This is a genomic window from Azospirillum sp. Sh1 (genome assembly GCF_008365135.1).
Taxonomy (GTDB): Bacteria; Pseudomonadota; Alphaproteobacteria; order Azospirillales; family Azospirillaceae; genus Azospirillum; species Azospirillum oryzae.
Genome location: NZ_VTTK01000006.1, coordinates 180,605 through 199,871 on the forward strand (window position 1 = coordinate 180,605; position 19,267 = coordinate 199,871).

General features: G+C 73.4%; 6 protein-coding genes (1 of these 6 only partly in view). All 6 read left to right on the forward strand.

Translation table 11 applies throughout. The annotated features are described in order from the left end of the window. Tightly spaced (each overlapping or abutting the next), the 6 genes in view from FZ029_RS09030 to FZ029_RS09055 form a layout consistent with a single transcriptional unit that may run on beyond the window. Window positions 1-5,532, forward strand: a complete 5,532-nt coding sequence (locus FZ029_RS09030; protein ID WP_149268953.1) for a type I polyketide synthase — start codon at window positions 1-3, stop codon at window positions 5,530-5,532. Continuing rightward, a complete protein-coding gene (locus FZ029_RS09035) occupies window positions 5,529-11,279 on the forward strand; it encodes a type I polyketide synthase (protein ID WP_149268954.1) in 5,751 nt (1,916 codons plus the stop codon). Before FZ029_RS09030 ends, FZ029_RS09035 begins: the two co-directional genes overlap by 4 nt. Beyond that, window positions 11,276-13,132 (forward strand): PfaD family polyunsaturated fatty acid/polyketide biosynthesis protein, encoded by a 1,857-nt coding sequence (locus tag FZ029_RS09040; RefSeq protein ID WP_149268955.1) that lies wholly within the window; start codon window positions 11,276-11,278, stop codon window positions 13,130-13,132. Before FZ029_RS09035 ends, FZ029_RS09040 begins: the two co-directional genes overlap by 4 nt. After that, on the forward strand, window positions 13,129-13,908 hold the full coding sequence (locus FZ029_RS09045; RefSeq protein WP_149268956.1) for an alpha/beta fold hydrolase: 780 nt from the start codon (window positions 13,129-13,131) through the stop codon (window positions 13,906-13,908). The genes FZ029_RS09040 and FZ029_RS09045 overlap by 4 nt, the downstream gene beginning before the upstream one ends. Beyond that, window positions 13,905-15,374 (forward strand): polysaccharide pyruvyl transferase family protein, encoded by a 1,470-nt coding sequence (locus FZ029_RS09050; RefSeq protein WP_149268957.1) that lies wholly within the window; start codon window positions 13,905-13,907, stop codon window positions 15,372-15,374. The genes FZ029_RS09045 and FZ029_RS09050 overlap by 4 nt, the downstream gene beginning before the upstream one ends. After that, on the forward strand, window positions 15,371-19,267 hold the 5' portion of the coding sequence (locus FZ029_RS09055; protein ID WP_149268958.1) for a beta-ketoacyl synthase N-terminal-like domain-containing protein. 447 nt of this gene lie beyond the right edge of the window; only the first 3,897 of its 4,344 coding nucleotides appear in the window; the start codon lies at window positions 15,371-15,373; the stop codon falls past the right edge of the window. The genes FZ029_RS09050 and FZ029_RS09055 overlap by 4 nt, the downstream gene beginning before the upstream one ends.

The window sequence follows — 19,267 nt, forward strand, 5'->3', positions numbered from 1 at the left end:
TTGTCCATTGCTATCATTGGAATGGCCGCCGTCATGCCACAGGCGGCGTCGTTGGACGAATACTGGTCGAACATCCTGTGCGAACGGGACTGCATCACGGACGTTCCCGAGTCGCGCTGGAACCGGGACTGGTACTTCGACAGCGATCCGGCCACGCCGGACAAGACCTATGCCCAGCGGGGGGGATTCATCCCGTCCATCGCCTTCGATCCGGCACAGTTCGGGATTCCCCCGGCCTCGCTGGAGGCGATCGACACCACTCAGTTGATGGCGCTCGCTCTCGCCGCCGAGGCGTTGCGGGACGCCGGCTATCCGGCGGGGCGCGAAAGGGATCACAGCCGGACCTCGGTGATCCTGGGCGTGGTCGGCATGACGCTGGCCAACATGCGCGACCTCGCCTCGCGCACCGAAATCCCGGCGTGGGAATGGATGATGCGCCAGCAGGGGGTCGATGGGGAACGCCTGCGCGCGGTCGCCGACACCGCCCGCGCCTATTACCCGGCATGGTCCGAGGACAGCTTCCCCGGCTCCCTGCCCAATGTGGTGGCCGGGCGGATCGCCAACCGGCTGGATCTGGGCGGGCTGGCCTGTTCGGTGGACGCCGCCTGCGCCAGCAGCCTGTGCGCGCTGTCCTTCGCGATCGGCGAATTGCAGGCCGGGCGCTGCGATCTGGCGGTGACCGGGGGCGTGGATATGGACAACTCCCCGACCAGCTACCTGTGCTTCGCCAAGACCCATGCCTTGTCGCGGAGCCAGCGCGTGCGGCCCTTCGCCGATGGGGCGGACGGCACGCTGCTGGCCGAAGGGGCGGGGCTGCTGGTGCTCAAGCGGCAGGAGGACGCCGTCCGCGACGGCGACCGCGTCTACGCGCTGATCCGGGGGATCGGCGCCACCAGCGACGGTCGCCACCGCAGCATCTACGCCCCCCGGCCGGAAGGGCAGGCGCGGGTTCTGGCACAGGCGTACCGGGCCGCCGGTGTCGATCCGGCAACCATCGGCCTGATTGAGGCGCACGCCACCGGGACCGAGGTCGGCGACATCGTCGAATGCGAGGCGCTGGACGCGTTCTTCGGCCAAGCCGGCGCCCGCCCCGGCAGCGTCGCGCTGGGCAGCGTCAAATCCCAGATCGGCCACGCCAAGGCGGCGGCGGGCGCCGCGAGCCTGATCAAGGCGGCGCTGGCGCTCCATCACCGGGTGCTCCCCGCCACGCTCCACGCCGGACGGCCTGGCGGCTATCTCGGCCGGGACGGATCGCCGCTGAGCGTCAACACCGCCACCCGCCCCTGGTTCGCCCCGCGCGATGGGGAACCACGGCGGGCGGGGGTCAGCGCGTTCGGCTTCGGCGGCGCCAATTACCATGCGGTGCTGGAGGAGGCTCCCGCCCACGCTCTTGCCGCCTCCGTGGAACCGGCGTGGCGGCAGGCCGGAATCGTCATCGCCGCCGCCACGCCCGAGGAACTGGCCGGCTCGTGCGCCCGGCTGGGCGCGGAACTGGCGGGCGCGGAGGCGGCGGAGGTCTTCGCCCGTCTGGCCGCCGCCGATGCCCCGCCGGCCGATTGGGCGCGGATCGGCTTCGTCGCCGGGAATCCCGCCGAGGTGGCGGAACGGCTGGCCGCCGCCGAGACCGTGCTGCGGCGGCGTCGCACCGAAGTGGCGTGGAGCCTGCCCGCCGGTGTCTTCTATCGGCGCAGAGCGGTCGGCGGGCCGGGCGGCCTCGTCGCCCTGTTCCCCGGCCAGGGATCGCAGTTCGTCGGCATGGGCTGCCGGCTGGCGGCCCTGACGGACGAGGTGCGGACCATCGTCGAGGCGTTCGACCGTCGCCTGACGGCCGGTGGTCACGATCCGCTGTCGGCGGTGATGATGCCGCAAGGTGCCGCGCCCGCCACCGCCGACGCTGCGCTGCGCCGGACGCTCTACGCGCAGGCCGGCATCGGCGCGCTGGGCGTCGGGCTGTTCCGCCTGCTGCGTCAGGCCGGCGTCGAGCCGGATTTCGCCGGGGGGCACAGCTTCGGCGAGTTGACGGCGCTGTGGGCGGCGGGCGTCATGGACGAGGACACCTACATCGATCTCGTCATCGCGCGGGGCGTGGCGCTGACCCCCCCGGCGGATTGCGTTGACGCCGGCACGCTGCTGGCGGTGCAGGCCGACGAGGAGCAGCTTCGCCCGCTGCTGGCCGAGTTGCCCGGCGTGTCCCTGGCCAACGCCAACTCCCCGCATCAGCAGGTTCTGGGGGGCAGCCGCGACGCGGTGCTGCGGGCGGAAACCCGCCTCCAGGCGGAGGGGCTGACCGCCATCCCGCTGTCCGTGGCGGCCGCGTTCCACACCCCGCTGGTCTCCTACGCCATGCCGCGCTGGCGCGGGGCGCTGAGGGACGTCCGCCTGTCGTCCCCGCGCATTCCGGTCGCGGCCAACGGCTCGGGCGGAACCCATGGCGACGATCCGGCGGCCATCGCCGCCGTCCTGGCCGAACATCCGTTCCAGCCCGTGCTGTTCCGGCGGAACATCGAGACGCTCTACGACCAGGGCGGCCGCATCTTCCTGGAGATCGGCCCGCGCCCGGTGCTGAGCCGTCTTGCCGGCACCATTCTGGGCGACCGGCCCCATGCGGCCATCGCCGTCAATCACAGTTCAAGCGCCGACGCCGCCGTCCAGCTTCAAGAAGCCCTGCTGCAGCTCCGGGTCGCCGGTCTGCCGCTGCCGGCGGCGGCGGTCCGCAACGCTCCTGTGCCGACCAGCCCCACCACCATCCGTCTCGGCGCCCAAGCCATCGGCCGCCCGAAACGGACCGCCGTCCTTACCCGGACGCCCGCCGCCATGCCCAGCGAACCGACCATGCCCCGACCGATCCCGTCCGCGCCGCATCAGCCTGCGGCACATCCGGCTCCCGTAACCACGGCTCCCGTAACTCCGGCGCCGATCGTTTCCTCGTCTGCGGCCACGCTGGTCGGGGAAGGATTCGCGCTGGAGCGGGCCATGCTGGACGCCCATGCACGGTTCCTCGACCTGCAATCGGTGGGCGTCCGCCTGCTGGGCGCGCTGGCGTCGGGCGATGCGGCGCGGGCCGGCATCGATCCGACCTCGGTCGCCGACAGCTTCGACCGGCATCACCGCGATACCGTGGCCCTGCACGAGGCGTTCCTGAAGCGTAGCGATGAAGCCTTCCGCACGCTGGTGACGGGGCAGGTTCCGTCCGCCGCCGGCTTCGGGGCTGCGGTTTCGGCCGCCCCTGCCGCGCCGGCCGCGCCGGTTCCAACGGTCGTCGCGAATCCGGTCATCCGGCACCCGGTCATCCCGAACCCGGCTCCGGTGGCCGCGGCGTCCGTTCCGGTTCCGGCGGCGTTCGATGCGCTCGATGCACTGACCGGAATCGTGGCGGAGCGGACGCAATACCCACGGGAATTCCTCGACCCTGACCTGGATCTGGAAGCCGATCTGGGTATCGACAGCATCAAGCGGGTGGAAATCCTGTCCAACCTGCGTCAGGCCGTGTCCGGTCATCACGGCCCGGACGCGCTCAGCCCGGCCGTCGTGCAGGCGATGGCCCGTGCCCGCAGCCTGCGGGCGATTGCCGCCTTGGTGCCGGCCCCCTCGACCCCTGTCCCCCCGCCTCCCGCCGTGCCTGCCGCCCCCGCGATCCCCGCGCCTTTGGCGACCGGCTCCCTGGACGTGGACACGGTGCTCAAGGCGCTGGTCGGGATCGTGGCGGACCGCACCGGCTATCCGGAGGAAATCCTTGATCCCGCCCTGGATCTGGAAGCGGATCTCGGCATCGACAGCATCAAGCGCATGGACATCCTGTCCGCGTTGCGCGCCATGGCGGAGGGCCATGGGGCGGTGGTGCCCGCGCCGTCCCGCTTCATCGGCGCCCGCAATCTGGGCGAGATCGCCCGTCTGGTCCTGGAAGGCGGCGAGAAGGCGGCTGTTCCGACGCCGGTTGCCGCCCCTGCGGGGGATGAGGCGTTCGAGCCGCGCGTGCCCACCCTGATCCCCCTGCCGCCGGTGGTTCCGGCGGCCGATCCCCGGCGCGGCGGGGTGGTGGTGCTGGGCGACGACACCGGGCTCGCCCCGGCGCTCGTCCGCGCGCTGTCCGCTGCAGGGGGGGGCGCCGTGCTGGTCCCCATCCTGGACGATCCCGCCCGGCTGGCGGAGAATCTGGCCGAAGCGGCGCGGCGGGCCAGCGGGGCCGAAACCCTGATCGCCGTCCTTCCGGCGCTGCCGGGCCATGGTCCGGCCGGGCTTGAGGCGGCCGGGCAGCGCGCCCGGCTGCGCGCCGTGCTGCTGGCGGCGGGACAAGCCGGGGCGTTGCTGAGCGGCCGGCCGGCCTTCCTGACCGTGGGGCGCCAGGACGGCGCCTTCGGCCATGGCGGCCGGGCGGTGCCCGCGGAACCGGCGGGTTTGGCCGGGCTGGCGCGCACCCTGCGGCTGGAGCATCCCGGCGTGTTCGCCCGCGCGCTCGACATCGACGAAGCCCTGCCGGAAGACGAGGCGGTGACGGCGGTTCTCGCCGAACTGGCCGATGCCAGCACCGACGACGCCGTCGTCGGGATCGACCATCGCGGCCGGTGGGGCATGTCCGCCGTTCCGGCGGTTCCCGCGACCGCGGCAGGAAATGCGCCCGGCGCGGAGGACCTGTTCCTGGTGACGGGCGGCGGGCGCGGCATCACCGCCGCCTGCGTCGCCGCCCTGGGGCGGGCGACCGGCTGCCGTTTCGTCCTGGCTGGGCGCACGTCCATCGACGGGGATGAGCCGGAATGGGCGCGCGGGGCCGCCGAGGGCGATCTGCGCCGGCTGTGCGCCGCCGCCCTGCCGCCGGGGCCGGACGGACGGCGTCCGCCAATCGCCGCCATCGAAGCGGCGGTCCAGGGGGTGCTTCGCCGCCGGTCGGTGCTGGGCACGCTGGACGATCTGGCCCGGCAGGGGATCCGCGCCCGCTACGTCACCGCCGACGTGTCGGCGCCGGACGCCCTGCGCGTGGCGCTGGCCGGTGCCGGATGCGGCCAAGTGACCGGACTGATCCATGGGGCGGGGGCCTTGGCCGACCGTAGCCTGGACCGCAAGACGGCGCAGGATTTCGACACCGTGTTCGCGCCCAAGGTGGATGGGCTGGCGCGGGTGCTGGACGCGCTCGATCCCGCCGCCCTGCGCCACATCGTCCTGTTTTCGTCCACCGCCGGGCAGTACGGCAACACCGGCCAGGCGGACTATGCCATTGCCAACTGCGTGCTGGACGGCGCCGCCGCCTGCCTGCGCCACAGCCTGCCGCAGGCGCGGGTGACCTCCATCGCCTGGGGGCCGTGGCAGGGCGGCATGGTCGATCCCGGCCTGCTCCGCCATTTCGCCGCCCGAGGCGTGCGCAGCCTGCCGCTGGACACGGGCGCGGCGCTGTTCGCGCGGGCGGTGTGCGGGGCGTTCGAGAACCGCTCGGCAGTGCTGGTGGTCGGTGACGGTCCCGACCCCGGCGGCACCGCCGACGCTCCAGCGGCTGAAACCGGCCGGATGGCGGAGACCGCGCTGGCGGGGGTGGGTCGATGACCGCGCCCGTCGCCGTCAGCGGCCTCGCGGTTCTCACCGCCGATGCGCCCGATCTCGCCGCGTTCTGGCGGAACCTGACGGTCGGCCACGACGCCGTCAGTTTGGCCACGGCGGAGGATTTCGGCTTCGATCCCGCCACCATCCTCGCGGCCGGGCGCGGCGTGGTGGACCGCGTGTGCAACCTGCATGGCGGCTGGCTGCGGGGGTTCGCCCCCGATCTCCAGGGATTCCGTCTGCCGCCCGAACAACTGGCGGGGCAGGGGGATTTGGCGCTGTGGGGGCTGTCGCTCGGCCGCTCCGCCCTGGCGGACGCCGGTTTCAGCCCCGATGCCCCGCCGCCGCGCTGCGGTGTGGTGCTAGGCGCCTATTCCTGGGGGGCGGAGCGGTTTTCGACCGAGCAGTTCCAGCCGCTCTACGACGCCGTCCTGACGCCGAAGCTGGCGGCCCGGCTGGGCGATCCGGGATTCGTCCTGCCGCCCGTCCCGCCGGCCGGCGGGGTTCCCGAAGCCGCGCGGGCCGCCGGCGGCGTGCCCGGACTGATCGGGCGGGCGCTGGGGCTGGACGGGCCGCGCTACGCCATCGACGCGGCCTGCGCCACGTCCCTCTATGGGCTTGGTCTGGCGGCGCTTCATCTGGCGGCGGGCGATGCCGACACCATGCTGTTCGTCGCCGTCAGCAACCTGTCCCCCGCCTTCGCCTGCCAGGGTTTTTCCGCCGTACAGGCCCTGCCCGAGGGCGGGCGCAGCCGGCCCCTGGACGCCGGCTCCGACGGCATCGCCGTGGGGCAGGGGGGATGCGCGTTCCTGCTGCGCCGGCTGGACGCCGCCCGGCGGGACGGGGGCCGCGTCCGCGCCGTCATCCGTGGCGTGGGGCTGAGCAGCGACGGTCGCGGCCAGCATATCGTGACCCCCAACCCCAAGGGCCAGATGCTGGCCTGCCGGCGCGCCTATGACGCGGCGCGGCTGACCCCGGCGGATATCGACGTGGTGGAATGCCACGCCACCGGAACCCGCGTGGGCGACCGCTCCGAGGCCGAGGTCATCGCGAAGCTGTTCGGCGGCGACGGCGCGCTGCCGCCGGTCGGCACGGTCAAATCCAATGTGGGCCATCTGCTGACCGCCGCGGGCGGGGTGGGGACGGCCAAGATGCTGCTGTCCATGGAAGCCGGCGTGCTGCCCGCCACCATCGGGGTGGAAACCCCGATGTCGGTCGATGGCGTGACCCTGCCGGTGGTGCGAAAGGCCCGGCCATGGCCCGACCGGCCGGCGCGGCCCCGGCGGGCGGCGGTCAACGCCTTCGGTTTCGGCGGCACCAACGGCCATCTCATCCTGGAGCAGGCGACCGAAACCGATGCGGTCGCCGACGCCCCGGCGGATGTTCCCGCCGCGGAGGTCCCCCTGGCGGTGGTGGGCATGGACGGCGCTTATGGCAGCGCCGGATCCATCGCGGCGTTGCGCCGGCGGACGCCGGGCGGCGTTCCCGATATGCGCCCGCTGGCCGGCGGTTCGCGCTGGCGCGGCCTGGATGCCGATGCTGCCGCCCTGGCCGCGCTGGGCCTGACCCCCGACACCCTGCCACGTGGGGCATGGATGGACGACATCGCCCTGGACGGCCTGCGCTATCGGCTGCCGCCGGGGGAATTGCAGGTCCTGAATCCGCAACAGCTTCTGATCATGAAGGTGATCGACGCCGCCCTGCGCCGCTCCGGCATCGCCGAAGGCAGCCGCACCGCCGTGATCGTGGCGATGGAATGCGAACATGCGGTCAACCGGCTCCAGGCCCGCTGGGATCTGGAACGGCGGGTGCGCGACGGCATCGCCCGCGGTGGCCTGTCCCTGTCGGCGGAAGAGGTTGACCGTCTGGTGGCGGAAACCCGCGACAGCCTGCACGCCCCGTGCGATCAGGCGGTCGTCCTGGGGTACACCGGCAACCTGACCGCCAGCCGGATCACGGCTCTGTGGGATTTCAACGGGCCGAACTTCTCCCTGTCATCGGAAGAGAACGGCGCGTTCCAGGCGCTGGCGCTGGCCGGGCTGCTGTTGCGCAGCGGCGAGGCCGACGCCGTGGTGGTGGGGGCCGTCGATCTCGTCGGCTCGCCCGAGGCGGTGATGCTGCGCGGCCGGCAGGTGGGCGGGCCGGGTGCCGCCTGGCTGCCGGGCGAAGGGGCCGGCGCGCTGGTGCTGAAGCGGTTGGACGAGGCGACGGCGGCCGGCGACCGCATCCACGCCCGTATCGAAGCGGTCGGGCGCGCCTCGGCGCTGTCCAGGGATGCGGACGGGATGCGGGCGGCGGCGGCGATGGCGGCCCGCGCCGCCTTCGCGCGGGCCGGCGTCACCCCGGCGGAGGTCGGATTCGTGGAAATGGCGGCCCAGGGCGAGGCCGGGGCCGATGCGGCGGAAGAGCTTGCCCTCGTGGATGTTTATGGCGGTGCCGGGGCGGAAGGGGTTGCTGTGCCCCCGGTGCTCGGCAGCGGCAAGGCGCAGTTCGGGCATGCCGGGGCGGCGGCGGGGATGCTCGGGCTGCTTCGGGCCGTCCTGGCGCTGGGCGACCGGGTTCTGCCGGCCATGCCGGGATGGGCCGGTCCGCCGGCCGGGGCGGCATGGCCGGACGGCCTGTTCCGCGTTCCGCCGCGCCCCCAGCCTTTCCTGCGCCCGGCGGGTGGGCCGAGGCGGGCGGCGGTGCATGGGCTTGGCCTGGACGGCAGCGCCTCCTGCGTCGTGCTGGCGGAGGGGGAGGCGGCCCCGCCGCGCCTGGGAACGGAGGAACAGCCCGCCCACGTCTTCGAAATTCCATTCGACCTGGACGGGGGAGTGGACGCGGCGCTCGACCGTTTCGAAGCCGATCTGGCCAAGGCGCTGAAGGCCGATCCGGAGGCGCCGCGTGCGCTCGCCACGCTGTCGGCCGACCGGCTGAAGGCGGCGGGGGCCGTCGCGGCTCCCCTGGCCGTCGCGCTGGTGGCGGCCACGCCGGAGGGGCTGCGCCAGGAAATCGCCAAGGCGCGCAACGGCGTGCCCAAGGCCCTGGCGACCAAGGGGGCGGCGCAAGGCCTATGGCAGACCCCGGCGGGAAGCTGTTTCGCGGCCCGCCCCGTTGGCGACGTTCCGATCGCCTATGTGTTCTCCGGCATCGGCGGCGCGGCTCCGGGCCTGGGGCAGGAGCTGTTCTCGCTGGTTCCGGAAGCGCTCCAGGCCCTGGACGAGGCCTTCCCGGATGTCCGTGGCCTGCTGCGCGGCGACCTGCTGTTTCCCGCCGGGTTGACGCCGGACGCCGGGCGGCTGGCTGAACGGGCCGAGGAGCAACTGCGCGGCACCCTTCAAGACCAGCTCGCCATCGGCGTGGTGATGCCGGAGGCCCTGGTGGGGGCGCTGGAGCGGCGCCTGGGTCTGCGGCCCGCGATGGCGTTCGGGCACAGCCTTGGCGAGATCGCCATGCTGTTCGCCGCCGGTGCCTGGGGGCATGGCGAGGGCCTGCTCGAACGGGTGGTCGGCAGTGACGTCATCCGGAACCGCCTCAGCGGGCCCTGCACCCTGCTGGACGAGCTGTGGGGAGCGCGGACGGGCGACGGCCCAGCTTTCACCACCCGCGTCCTGATGTGCGCCGAATCCCAGGTGCGGGCGGCCCTGGACGGACAGGACCGGGTCTGGCTGTCCATGGTCAACGGGGCCGGCGAGGTGACCATCGCCGGCGCCCCCGACGCCTGCGACGCGGTGATCGCCCGGATCGGCTGCGAAAGCTTCCGTAGGGCCGACGATCTGGTGATCCATTGCGGCCCGGCGGAAGCGGAACGGGATGCCCTGGCCGCCCTGCTGCCCGGCGATCCGCCGAAGCCGCCGTCCTGGCGTCTGCTGTTCGCGGCCGGCGAGGAGGACCGCGCGCCGGAGGCGGGCGGCCGGCACCTTGCCGGGCGGGTGGCCGATGGTCTGGTCCGCGGCGTGGATTTCCCCGCTCTGGTGGAACGCGCCTATAAGGCGGGAGCGCGCGTGTTCGTGGAGATCGGTCCGGGTGCCGCCTGCTCCCGCTGGATTTCGGCCAGTCTGCAGGGCCGTCCGGCGGTGGTCCTGTCGGTCAGCCGGCGTGGCGTGGGCGATGCCGCCATGCTGGTCCGTCTCGCCGCCGCGCTGCTGACCCACCGTATCCCGTTCGACCGGGAGCGCTGGGCGGCGCTGGCAGGCGGCGAACCGGCGGAGGTCCGCCGCCTGCCCATCACCGTCAGCCTCGGCGGGCCGCCGATCGGCCCGGCGGCGCCTATTCCGGCGGCCATTCCAGTCCCGGCACCGGCCCCCATTCCGACGCCCAAACCCGCGCCAAGGGCCGCGCCCCAACCCGAGCCCCAACCCGAGCCTGTGGCGGCTCCGGCCATGGCGACCCCGGCCGCGTCGCTTCCCGCTCTGCCGGGGCGGGCGCTGGTCGAACAGGCGGTCCGGCTGGCGGCGGATGCGGCGCGCGGCCATGCGGAGTTCCTGCGGGCACGGGGCGCCCGGCTGGAAGCCCTGCTCGGCTTGACGCGGGGGACCGCCCCCGCCGGGGAAAGGCCGCCGGTCCACGACGAGGCGGCGGTCCTGGAATTCGCCGAGGGCAGCGTCGCCCGCGTCCTTGGCCCGGAATTCGCGGATGTGGACGGCTATCGCCGCCGCATCCGCGTGCCCGCTCCGCCGTTCATGGCGCTGAGCCGGGTCACGGACATCCGCTTCACCCCCGGAGAACTGGGGCCGGCCTTCATCCGGACCGAATACGACATTCCCGCGTCCGGCTGGGGCATCGTCGATGGGCAGATCCCCTATCTCGCACTCGATGCCCAGGGGGTGCTGATCCTGCTGAGCCGCATGGGCATCGACCGGCTGCTGAAGGGGGAGCGCGGGTATCGCTGGCTGGATGCGGTGGTCACCTACCTTGGCGATCTGCCACGGGCCGGCGACCGCGTGACCTACGACATCCAGATCGAGCGGTTCGCCCGCAACGGCGACCAGTTGCTGTTCTTCACGACGTTCCTGTGCTCGTCGGGCGGACGTCCGGTGCTGCGGATCGACGACTGCTGCGCCGGCTTCTTCACCGAGGCGGAACTGGTGTCGGGCAAGGGCATCACCGACGCCCACCGCGTCCGCCGCCAGCCCCCCGCCGTGGCCCCGGCCCCGGTCAGGGCGGCGGTCTCCACCCTCGGCCCGCGCGAGTTGGGGCTGCTGCATCGCGGGGAGTTGGAGGCGGTCTTCGGAGCATCCTTCGCCACCCCCGGACGCAACCCGGATCTGCGCCTGCCGCCGGAAGAGGTCCACATGATCGACCGCGTCGTCCAACTGGACGCCCAAGGCGGTGATCTGGGCCTGGGGCTGCTGGTGGCCGAGAAGGATCTCGACCCGGAACACTGGTACATCCGGACCCATTTCGTGGACGATCCGGTGTTCGCCGGCCCCTGCATGATCGAGGGGGCGCTCCAGGCGCTCAAGGTCTTCATGCTGGCGGCTGGGCTGCATCGCGGCTGCCAAGCCGGGCGCTTCCAGCCCGTCGTCGGGCAGCCGGTGCGGATCAAGTTCCGCAGCCAGATCCCCGGCGTGCGCAGCGTCTTCACCTACCGCATGGAAATCGTCCATCGGGAGGACGGCCCGTCCCCCTGCGCCGTCGCCGACGTGGACCTGATCCATGACGGGCGGGTCGCGGGGCGGCTGGAGGGGCTCGGCCTGCGCATCGTCGACGCCGCAGGGTCGCCGGTTCCTTCCGCATCCGTATCCAGCCGTGAAGGGGTGCCGGCATGAACCGGGCCGGCGACGCGATCCTTGATGATATGCGCGGCCTCCTGCTCGACCTGCGCCGCCCCTGCCGTGTCATGATCCGGGACGGCCGGGTGACGGGCCTGTCGGGCGGAACCACCGGCGCGGCGGGGGAGGTGGTCGCCCTGCCGCCGCTGCCGCCGGAACATTTGGGCTGCGCCGCCTTCCGCGCCGACCATGGAACCCGCTTCGCCCTGATGGCCGGGGCGATGGCGGGGGGCATCGCGTCGGTGGAGCTGGTGCGGGCGCTGGCCGAAGCCGGCTTCGCTGCCAGCTTCGGCGCCGCCGGACTGCCGCTGGCCGATACGCTGGCGGCGGTGGACACGCTGCGCCGGTCGGTGCCGGGACGGCCCTGGGCGGTCAACGTCATCCATCGCCCCGATGCGCCGGAGGCCGAGGACGCCCTGGTCGATGCCCTGCTGGCGGCCGGCGTCGAAACGGTCGAGGCGTCGGCCTTCATGGATCTGGCGCCCTCCCTCGTCCGCTTCCGTGCCGCCGGCCTGGACGGCGGCGGGCAGGGCCGTCCCCGCACGCGGCTGGTGGTCAAGCTGTCGAACCCCGAGCTTGCCGCCCGCTTCATGGCGCCGCCGCCCGTGGCGCTTCTCGATGCCCTGGCCGGCGCCGGGCGCATCACCCGCGCGCAGGCGGCGCTGGCCGCAACCTTGCCCCTGGCCGGCGACGTGACGGTGGAGGCGGATTCCGGCGGCCATACCGATGGGCGTCCGCTGGTGTGCCTGCTGCCGATGGTACTGCGGCTGCGCGACGCCGCCGCCCGGTCCTTGCCCGGCGCGCAACCGGTTCGCATCGGCGCCGCCGGCGGGATCGCCACGCCGGAGGCCGCCGCCGCTGCCTTCGCCATGGGCGCCGACTATGTGGTCACGGGGTCGGTCAACCAGTCCTGCGTCGAGGCCGGCACCTCCGACCTCGTGAAGAGGATGCTGGCGTCGGTGGGGTGGGGCGACCTGTCCATGGCGCCGGCGGCCGACATGTTCGAATTGGGCGCCCAAGTGCAGGTGGTGCAGAAGGGCACCCTGTTCGCCGGTCGGGCGCGCCGCCTGCGCCGGCTTTATCAGGACTGTGCCGGGCTGGAGGATCTGTCCCCGGCGGATCGCCAGTGGCTGGAGCGCGACGTCCTGCGCCAGCCCGCCGAGGCGGCCTGGACCGAGACCGCCGCCTATCTGGCCGGACGCGACCCCGCCCTGCTGGAGCGCGCCCGGCAGGACCGCAAGCTGCGCATGGCGCTGGTGTTCCGGGGGTATCTGGGCCTGTCGTCGCGCTGGGCCGTGGCCGGGCGGGCCGAGCGCGGGGTGGATTTCCAAATCTGGTGCGGCCCGGCCATGGCCGCCTTCAACGCCTGGGCGGCCGGCAGCCGGTTCGAGAGGCCGGAAGCCCGGCGGGCGGTGCCGGTCAACGAAGCGATCATGACGGGGGCCGCCTACCTGCTGCGGCTCGGCTGGCTACGGGCGCACGGCGCCGTTCCCGGCCCCGAACTGACGGCCATCGGCCCCGACGATTGCCTGGAAACACCGCCCCAATCCCCCGCGTCATCCCCCGCGCGGACGCCAGCACAGACCGAGAAGCGAATCATGGACGCCGACGATATCCGAAGCTTTCTGACCACCGAGATCGCCCAGCGGCTGAGCCTGAGCGAGGACGAGATCGATCCCACCGCGACCTTCGAGACCTTCTCCATCGACAGCGCCACCGCGATGCTGGTCATGGCCCGTCTGGAAAAGCGGCTGGGGCGGCGGCTGTCCGCGACGCTGATCTGGAACTATCCCACCATCGACGCCCTGGCCGCGCGCCTCGCCGAACCGGTGGCCGGAGGGGTGGCATGACCGCCTGCGCCAACCCAGCGCTTGCCCGCCCTGTGGCGGAGCAATCCCCCTGGATCGCCTTCCGGGCCCGGCCGGAAACACCGGCGCGGGTGCGGTTGTTCTGCCTGCACCACGCCGGCGGCAGCGCGCTGGCGTATCGCGACTGGGGCGTCCTGGCCGGGCGCGGCGTCGATGTGTGCCCGGTGCAGACGCCCGGGCGCGGCCATCGCATCGGCGAGGACCCTTGCAACAACCTGGGCCTGCTGGCCCGGCGGCTCGCCGACGCGCTCGCTCCGCTGATGACCGAACCCTACATCCTGTTCGGCCATTCCATGGGAGCGGCACTGGCCTATGAGACTGCGGTGGTGGCCCGCCGCGCCGGGCTGCCGCCGCCCGAACTGCTGGCGGTGTCCGCCCGCCTGCCGGCCCATTGGCCGACGCAGCGCATGACCTCGCGCCTGTCCGACGCCGATTTCCTGCAAGAGCTGCGGCGGTTGAACGGCACGCCGGACGAGCTGCTGGACGATGCCGAGATGGCCGCGCTGATCCTGCGCATCGCCCGCACCGATTTCGAAGCCAACGACCGCCACGTCGCGGTGGGGCAGAGGCTGGACTGCCCGATCCTGGCCTTGGGCGGCATGAACGACGAGCTGGTCAGCCGCAGCGAACTGGAAGGCTGGGCCGAACTGACGGCCAGCCGGTTCCGCCTGTGCATCCTGCCCGGCGACCATTTCTACCTGCGCGGCGCCGCCCCGGCGATCGGCGACCTGATCCTGGAGGAGGCGGGCATCCCATGACCGACGTGACCGATCCCCATCTGGCGGCCCTGATCCAATCGGCCGCCCCGGAGGACCTGATCCGCGACCATGTCCGGCAGGCGCGGTCGGCGCTGGCCGCCGGGGCGGCGGCGGGGAACCGGGGCGCCGTGTGGCGTCCGGGGGAACCGCTGCGGCTGTTGCTCGCCGGCTACAACGGCACCGGCAACACCGGGGCCGACGTCCGCACGGCCGAGATCGTCCGGCAGATCCGCAGCCTGCTGGGGCCGGACGCGGTCGCGCCCGAGATCCTGGTGCTCAACGGCTTCCTGCCGGCGGAGCTGTTCCCCGGCGTGCGGCAGCGGTCCATGGATGGCTATTTCGTGCCGGCGCTGGCCGGTCTGGCGCTCGATTCCCATGGGGTGATCGGCTGCGAAGGGGGGCTGTTCAAATCGAACATGTCCGGCAGCTTCTGCACCATGGTCGCTGGCGCCATGGGCATGGCGCGGGCGCTGGACAAGCCCGCCTGCGCCTATGGCGCCGAGGCCGGGGCCATGGGCGGCGGTCTGGTTCCCTTCGTGCGGGAGATGTGCGACGGAGCCCTGGTCATCACCCGCAACGGGGAATCGAGCCGCCACCTGTCGGCCGTCGGCGTGGAATCCGAAACCGGGGCCGACACCGCCTGGACCTTCGATCCCGCCCCGCCGGAGCGGGCCGAGGCCCTGCTGCGCGCCGCCGGCTGGGATGGGCGGGCGGAAATCCTGGGCCTGTGCCCGGTCAACCCGTTCTGGTGGCCGCTGACCCTGGACTTGAAACGGGTCGCGGCGGCGGAGGATCCCCGCCATTACGGCGGCGGCTTCTTCCACCGCGACGACGAGGAGGCGCGGGCGGCCTTCACCCGCTATCTCGACGGCATCGCCACCGCCGTCACCGCCCTGCGGCGGGAGACCGGGATCTTCCCCATCATCGTCGGCATGGAGCGGATCGACCGCGAAGCCTGCGCGGCGCTGGCCGAACGGCTGGGTTCGGGGGTTCCCGTTTTCGTCAGCGGTTCGCGGAGTCCGGGCGAGCTGGTGGCGCTGCTGCGCCGTTGTGGGCGGCTGGTCAGCTCCCGCTTCCACGCGGTCGTGACCGCGATGCCGGCGGGCGTGCCCGCCGTGGCGCTTTCCATGGATGAACGGCTGGGCCGGCTGCTGGGCGAGGGGGCGGACGGCGGCGGACGGCTGATCGCCACCGACGATCCGCTGCTGGCGGAACGGCTGCTGGCCGCACTGCGCGCGATCCCGGCGGAGCGGGATGCCCACGCCGCCCAGGCCCGCGCCGTCACCGCGGCGGCCGTGCGGACCATGGGCGCCATGGGCATCCGCCTTCTCGACCATCTGCGCGGCCACCTGCCGGATCTGCCGGTTCCCGACCGCCCGCGCCGCTGGGACACCCATCTGCCGCCGTTGCCGCCGCTGATCCAGGCCATCCTGTCCGGCGACCGCCACGAGGGGACCGGAGCATGACGGCCCGCGCCGCTTTTTCCCGTGGCCCCGTCGCCATCATTGGAATGGGATGCCGCTTTCCGGGGGCCGACGGCCCTGACGCCTTCTGGGATCTGCTGGTCCGGGGCCGCGACGCCGTGACGGAGATTCCGCCGGAACGGATGGATCTGGACGGCCTCTATGATCCCCAGCCCGGCCGGCCGGGCCGGATGAGCACGCGCTGGGCCGGGCTGATCGACGGCATTGATCGCTTCGACGCCGGTTTCTTCGGCATCGCCCCACGGGAAGCCGCCGGCATGGACCCCCAGCAGCGGCTGATCCTGGAAGTGGCGTGGGAAGCGCTTGAGGATGCCGGACTACCCCGCGAGCGTCTGGCCGGGTCGCGCACCGGGGTGTTCGTCGGGATTTCGTCCTTCGATTACGGCTCGCTGCCGGCCACCGGGCTGGACGGCGTGGACGCGTGGTCGGGGACCGGCCATTCCCACAGCATCGCCGCCGGGCGGCTGTCCTACTGCCTGGATTTGCGCGGCCCCTGTCTGGCGGTGGACACCGCCTGCTCCTCGTCGCTGGTGGCGCTGCATCTGGCCCGACAGGCGCTGGCCGCCGGGGAATGCGACACGGCCATCGTCTGCGGCGTCAACGCCGTCCTGTCCCCCGGCCCGATGATCGCCTTTTCTGCCGCCCGCATGATGGCCGCCGATGGCCGCTGCAAGGTGTTCGACGAGCGCGCGGACGGCTATGTCCGTGGCGAGGGCTGCGGCGTCGTGGTGCTGCGCCCGCTGGACAGGGCGCTGGCCGAGGGCGATCCGGTGGTGGCCGTGTTGCACGGGACCGCCATGAACCAGGACGGGCGCAGCAACGGCCTGACCGCGCCCAACGGCCCTGCGCAGGAGGAGGTTATCCGGCTGGCCCTGGCCGACGCCGGCCTGTCTCCCCAGGATGTCGGGGTGGTGGAAGCGCACGGCACCGGCACCTCGCTGGGCGATCCCATCGAGGTTCTGGCCTTGGCCTCGGTCCTGCCGGGACCGTGCCTGATCGGGTCGGTCAAATCGAATATCGGCCATCTGGAAGCCGCCGCCGGCATCGCCGGGGTCATCAAGGCCGCTCTGGCCGCCCGCCACGGGGTAGTGCCGCCCAGCCTGCACTACACCCGGCCCAACCCGGAGATTCCGTTCGAGCGGATCGGGCTGCGGGTGGCGGCGGTGGCGGAACCCTGGCCGGCGGGCAAGCTGTGCGGGGTGTCCGGCTTCGGCTTCGGCGGCACGAACGCCCATGCCCTGATCGGCCCGCCTCCGGCGGAATCCGGCAGGGACCATCCGGCAGGCGACCATGCGCTGGAGCTTCTGCTCGCCGTATCGGCCCACACGCATGAGGCGCTGGCGCGGCGCGCTTCGGATCTGGCGGAACGGCTGGCCGGCGGGGCCGATCCGGTCGATCTGGCCTTCACCCTGGCGCGGCGGCGCTCCCATCTCGATTACCGTCTGGCGGTGGTGGGGGGCGATGCCGCCGCGCTGGCGGATGGTCTGCGCCGCGCGGCGCGGGGGGAAACCGGACCCGGAATCGCCTTGGGCCGCCGGCTGCCCAGTCCCCGCCCCGTGCTGGCGGTGTTCGGTCCGGCGGTGGAGTTGGACGCTGCGGCGATCCGCCGCCTTGCCGATGGCGAGCCGGCCTTCGGCCGCTGCCTGGACGAATTGGGAGCCGCCGCCGAGACCCTGGCCGCCGTCGAACCGGGGGAGCGGACCCTCGCCGACACGGTACGCCTGCAACTGGCTCTGACCGCCGTCTGGCGGGGGCGCGGCATTCGGGTGAAACGGGCGCTGGGTTTGGGGGTGGGCGCGCTGGCCGCGTCCGCCGTGCTGGGCCGCATGCCGGCCATGGACGCCGTCTCCGCCGCCGGGGAAGCCGCCGCCGTTTCCGATGACGGGATCGCGGCGCTGGTCGCCGCGCTGGACGCCGACGGCGTCGCGCTCCGCCTGCCGGTGGGGATCGGCGGAGCGCTGGCGGCAACCCTGGGGCTGTCGTCCGCCGGCCCGTCGCGCGGGGAGGAACTGGCCGTTCTGGCGGAGCTTTACGTCCACGGGCATGTCCCGGATTTCGCCGCGATCCTGCCGGCGGGCCGCCCGGTGCCCCTGCCGCGCTACCCCTGGCAGCGGAGCATCCACTGGTTCGATCCGGCGGCGGCCCCCTCGGCCCGCGCCGTTCGCCGGGTGGTTCTGTCCCTGAGCACCGAAAGCACCCCCGGTCTGACCGAACACCGCATCGACGGGCGGATTGTGGTTCCGCTCGCCACCGGGCTGCTGCTGGCCGCCGACGCCCTGGACTGCCGTGGCGTGAAGAACGTCCGCGTCCTGCGTATGCTCGAACTGCCCGAGGCGGCGGATGGCGCGCCGGGCCGCCTGGAACTGACGGCCATCGCGCGCGATGGCCGTTGCCGCATCACGGCGCCGGAGGGCGCGGTCTGGATGGAGGCGGAGGCCGATCCCGGCTTCGGGCCGGAAACGGCGGCGGAAGAGGACGGCGGCTCGTCGCTGGAGCGCCCGGTGGCCGGCACCGACCGTGCGGTGGGGCTGACGGCGGCGCTTTCGCTGTTCCGCGATCTGGCGCCGCCCGGTCCGGGGGTCTTCCTGCCCACCGGCGTCGGGCAGGTCTGGCTGGCGTCGCCGGACGCGGATGGCGGCGCATCGACGGGGGAGGGGACGGCCCGCGCCGTTCTTCATGACGGCCCGATGGCGGTTCCGGAGTCTCCGGGCCGGGCATCGGGCAGTCTGCGGCTGTGGGATGCCGGCGGCGCTCCGCTGGCGCGGCTGGACGGCATCCGGTTCCAGGCGCGACGCCAGCCCGCCGAACTGCCCGCCGCCTTCGATCCGGGACCGGCGCTGGAGCGGGAGCGGGCCCGCCTGCTGGCCGAGGCCCCCGACAGTGGGGCAGAGGACTTGGCCGAGGCACTGGCGGCGGTGGCCGCGCTCTACGCCCGGCGGGCGGTGGAGGCCCTGGCCCCCGATAGCGGGGCCGGCGCGGTGGTGCCGCGCCACCGGCGGCTTTTCGCCCGTCTGGAGGTCATCGGGCGGGACGCCGATCCCGCCGCCGATCCCGCCGCCGATCCCGAACCGCTGGTGCAAGCGGCGGCGGCGCGGTGGCCGGGGCGTGCCGAGGAGATCGCTCTGGTGGCCGATTGCGGGCGAACGCTGCCGGAAATCCTGACGGGCCGGCGCAACCCGCTGGAGATTCTGTTCCCCGGCGGCGATTCCAGCCGGCTGGCCGCCATCTATCGCGACAGCCCGGCCATGCGGATCGGCAACCGGCTGACCGCCCTGGCGGTGACCGAGATCCTGCGGGCGGAGGCCACCGCCGGCCCGCTGAGCATCGTCGAGATCGGGGCCGGCACCGGCGGGACCACCACCCATGTGGTGGAAGCGCTGACGGCGGCCGATGCCGGCGCCGTCTCCTACCTGTTCACCGACGTGTCGCCCCCGTTCCTGGAACAGGCCGCCGCCGCCCCGTGGGCGCCATGGTGGCTTTCCACCCGGCTGTTCGACGCCGAACGTTCCCCGGCGGAACAGGGTATGCCCTGCGGCGAGGCCGGGATCGTCATCGCGGCCAACGTGCTGCACGCCACCGCCGATCTGGCCCGGACCCTGGCCAACGCGGCGGCGCTGCTGAAACCGGGCGGCCATCTGGTCCTGATGGAGCTGACCGCGCAACGCCCCTGGCTGGATCTGGTGTTCGGCCTGACCGATGGGTGGTGGCGCTTCACCGATGCGCCGCTGCGCCGGAACGGCCCGCTGCTGGCGTCGGAGGAATGGGCCGCTCTGCTGCGCCGGTCGGGCTTCGCCGATGTGGGGAGCCATGCCTGCGATGCCGGACAGGCGGTGATCGTGGCCCGCTACACCGGGGCCGCCGCCCCTGTGCGGCAG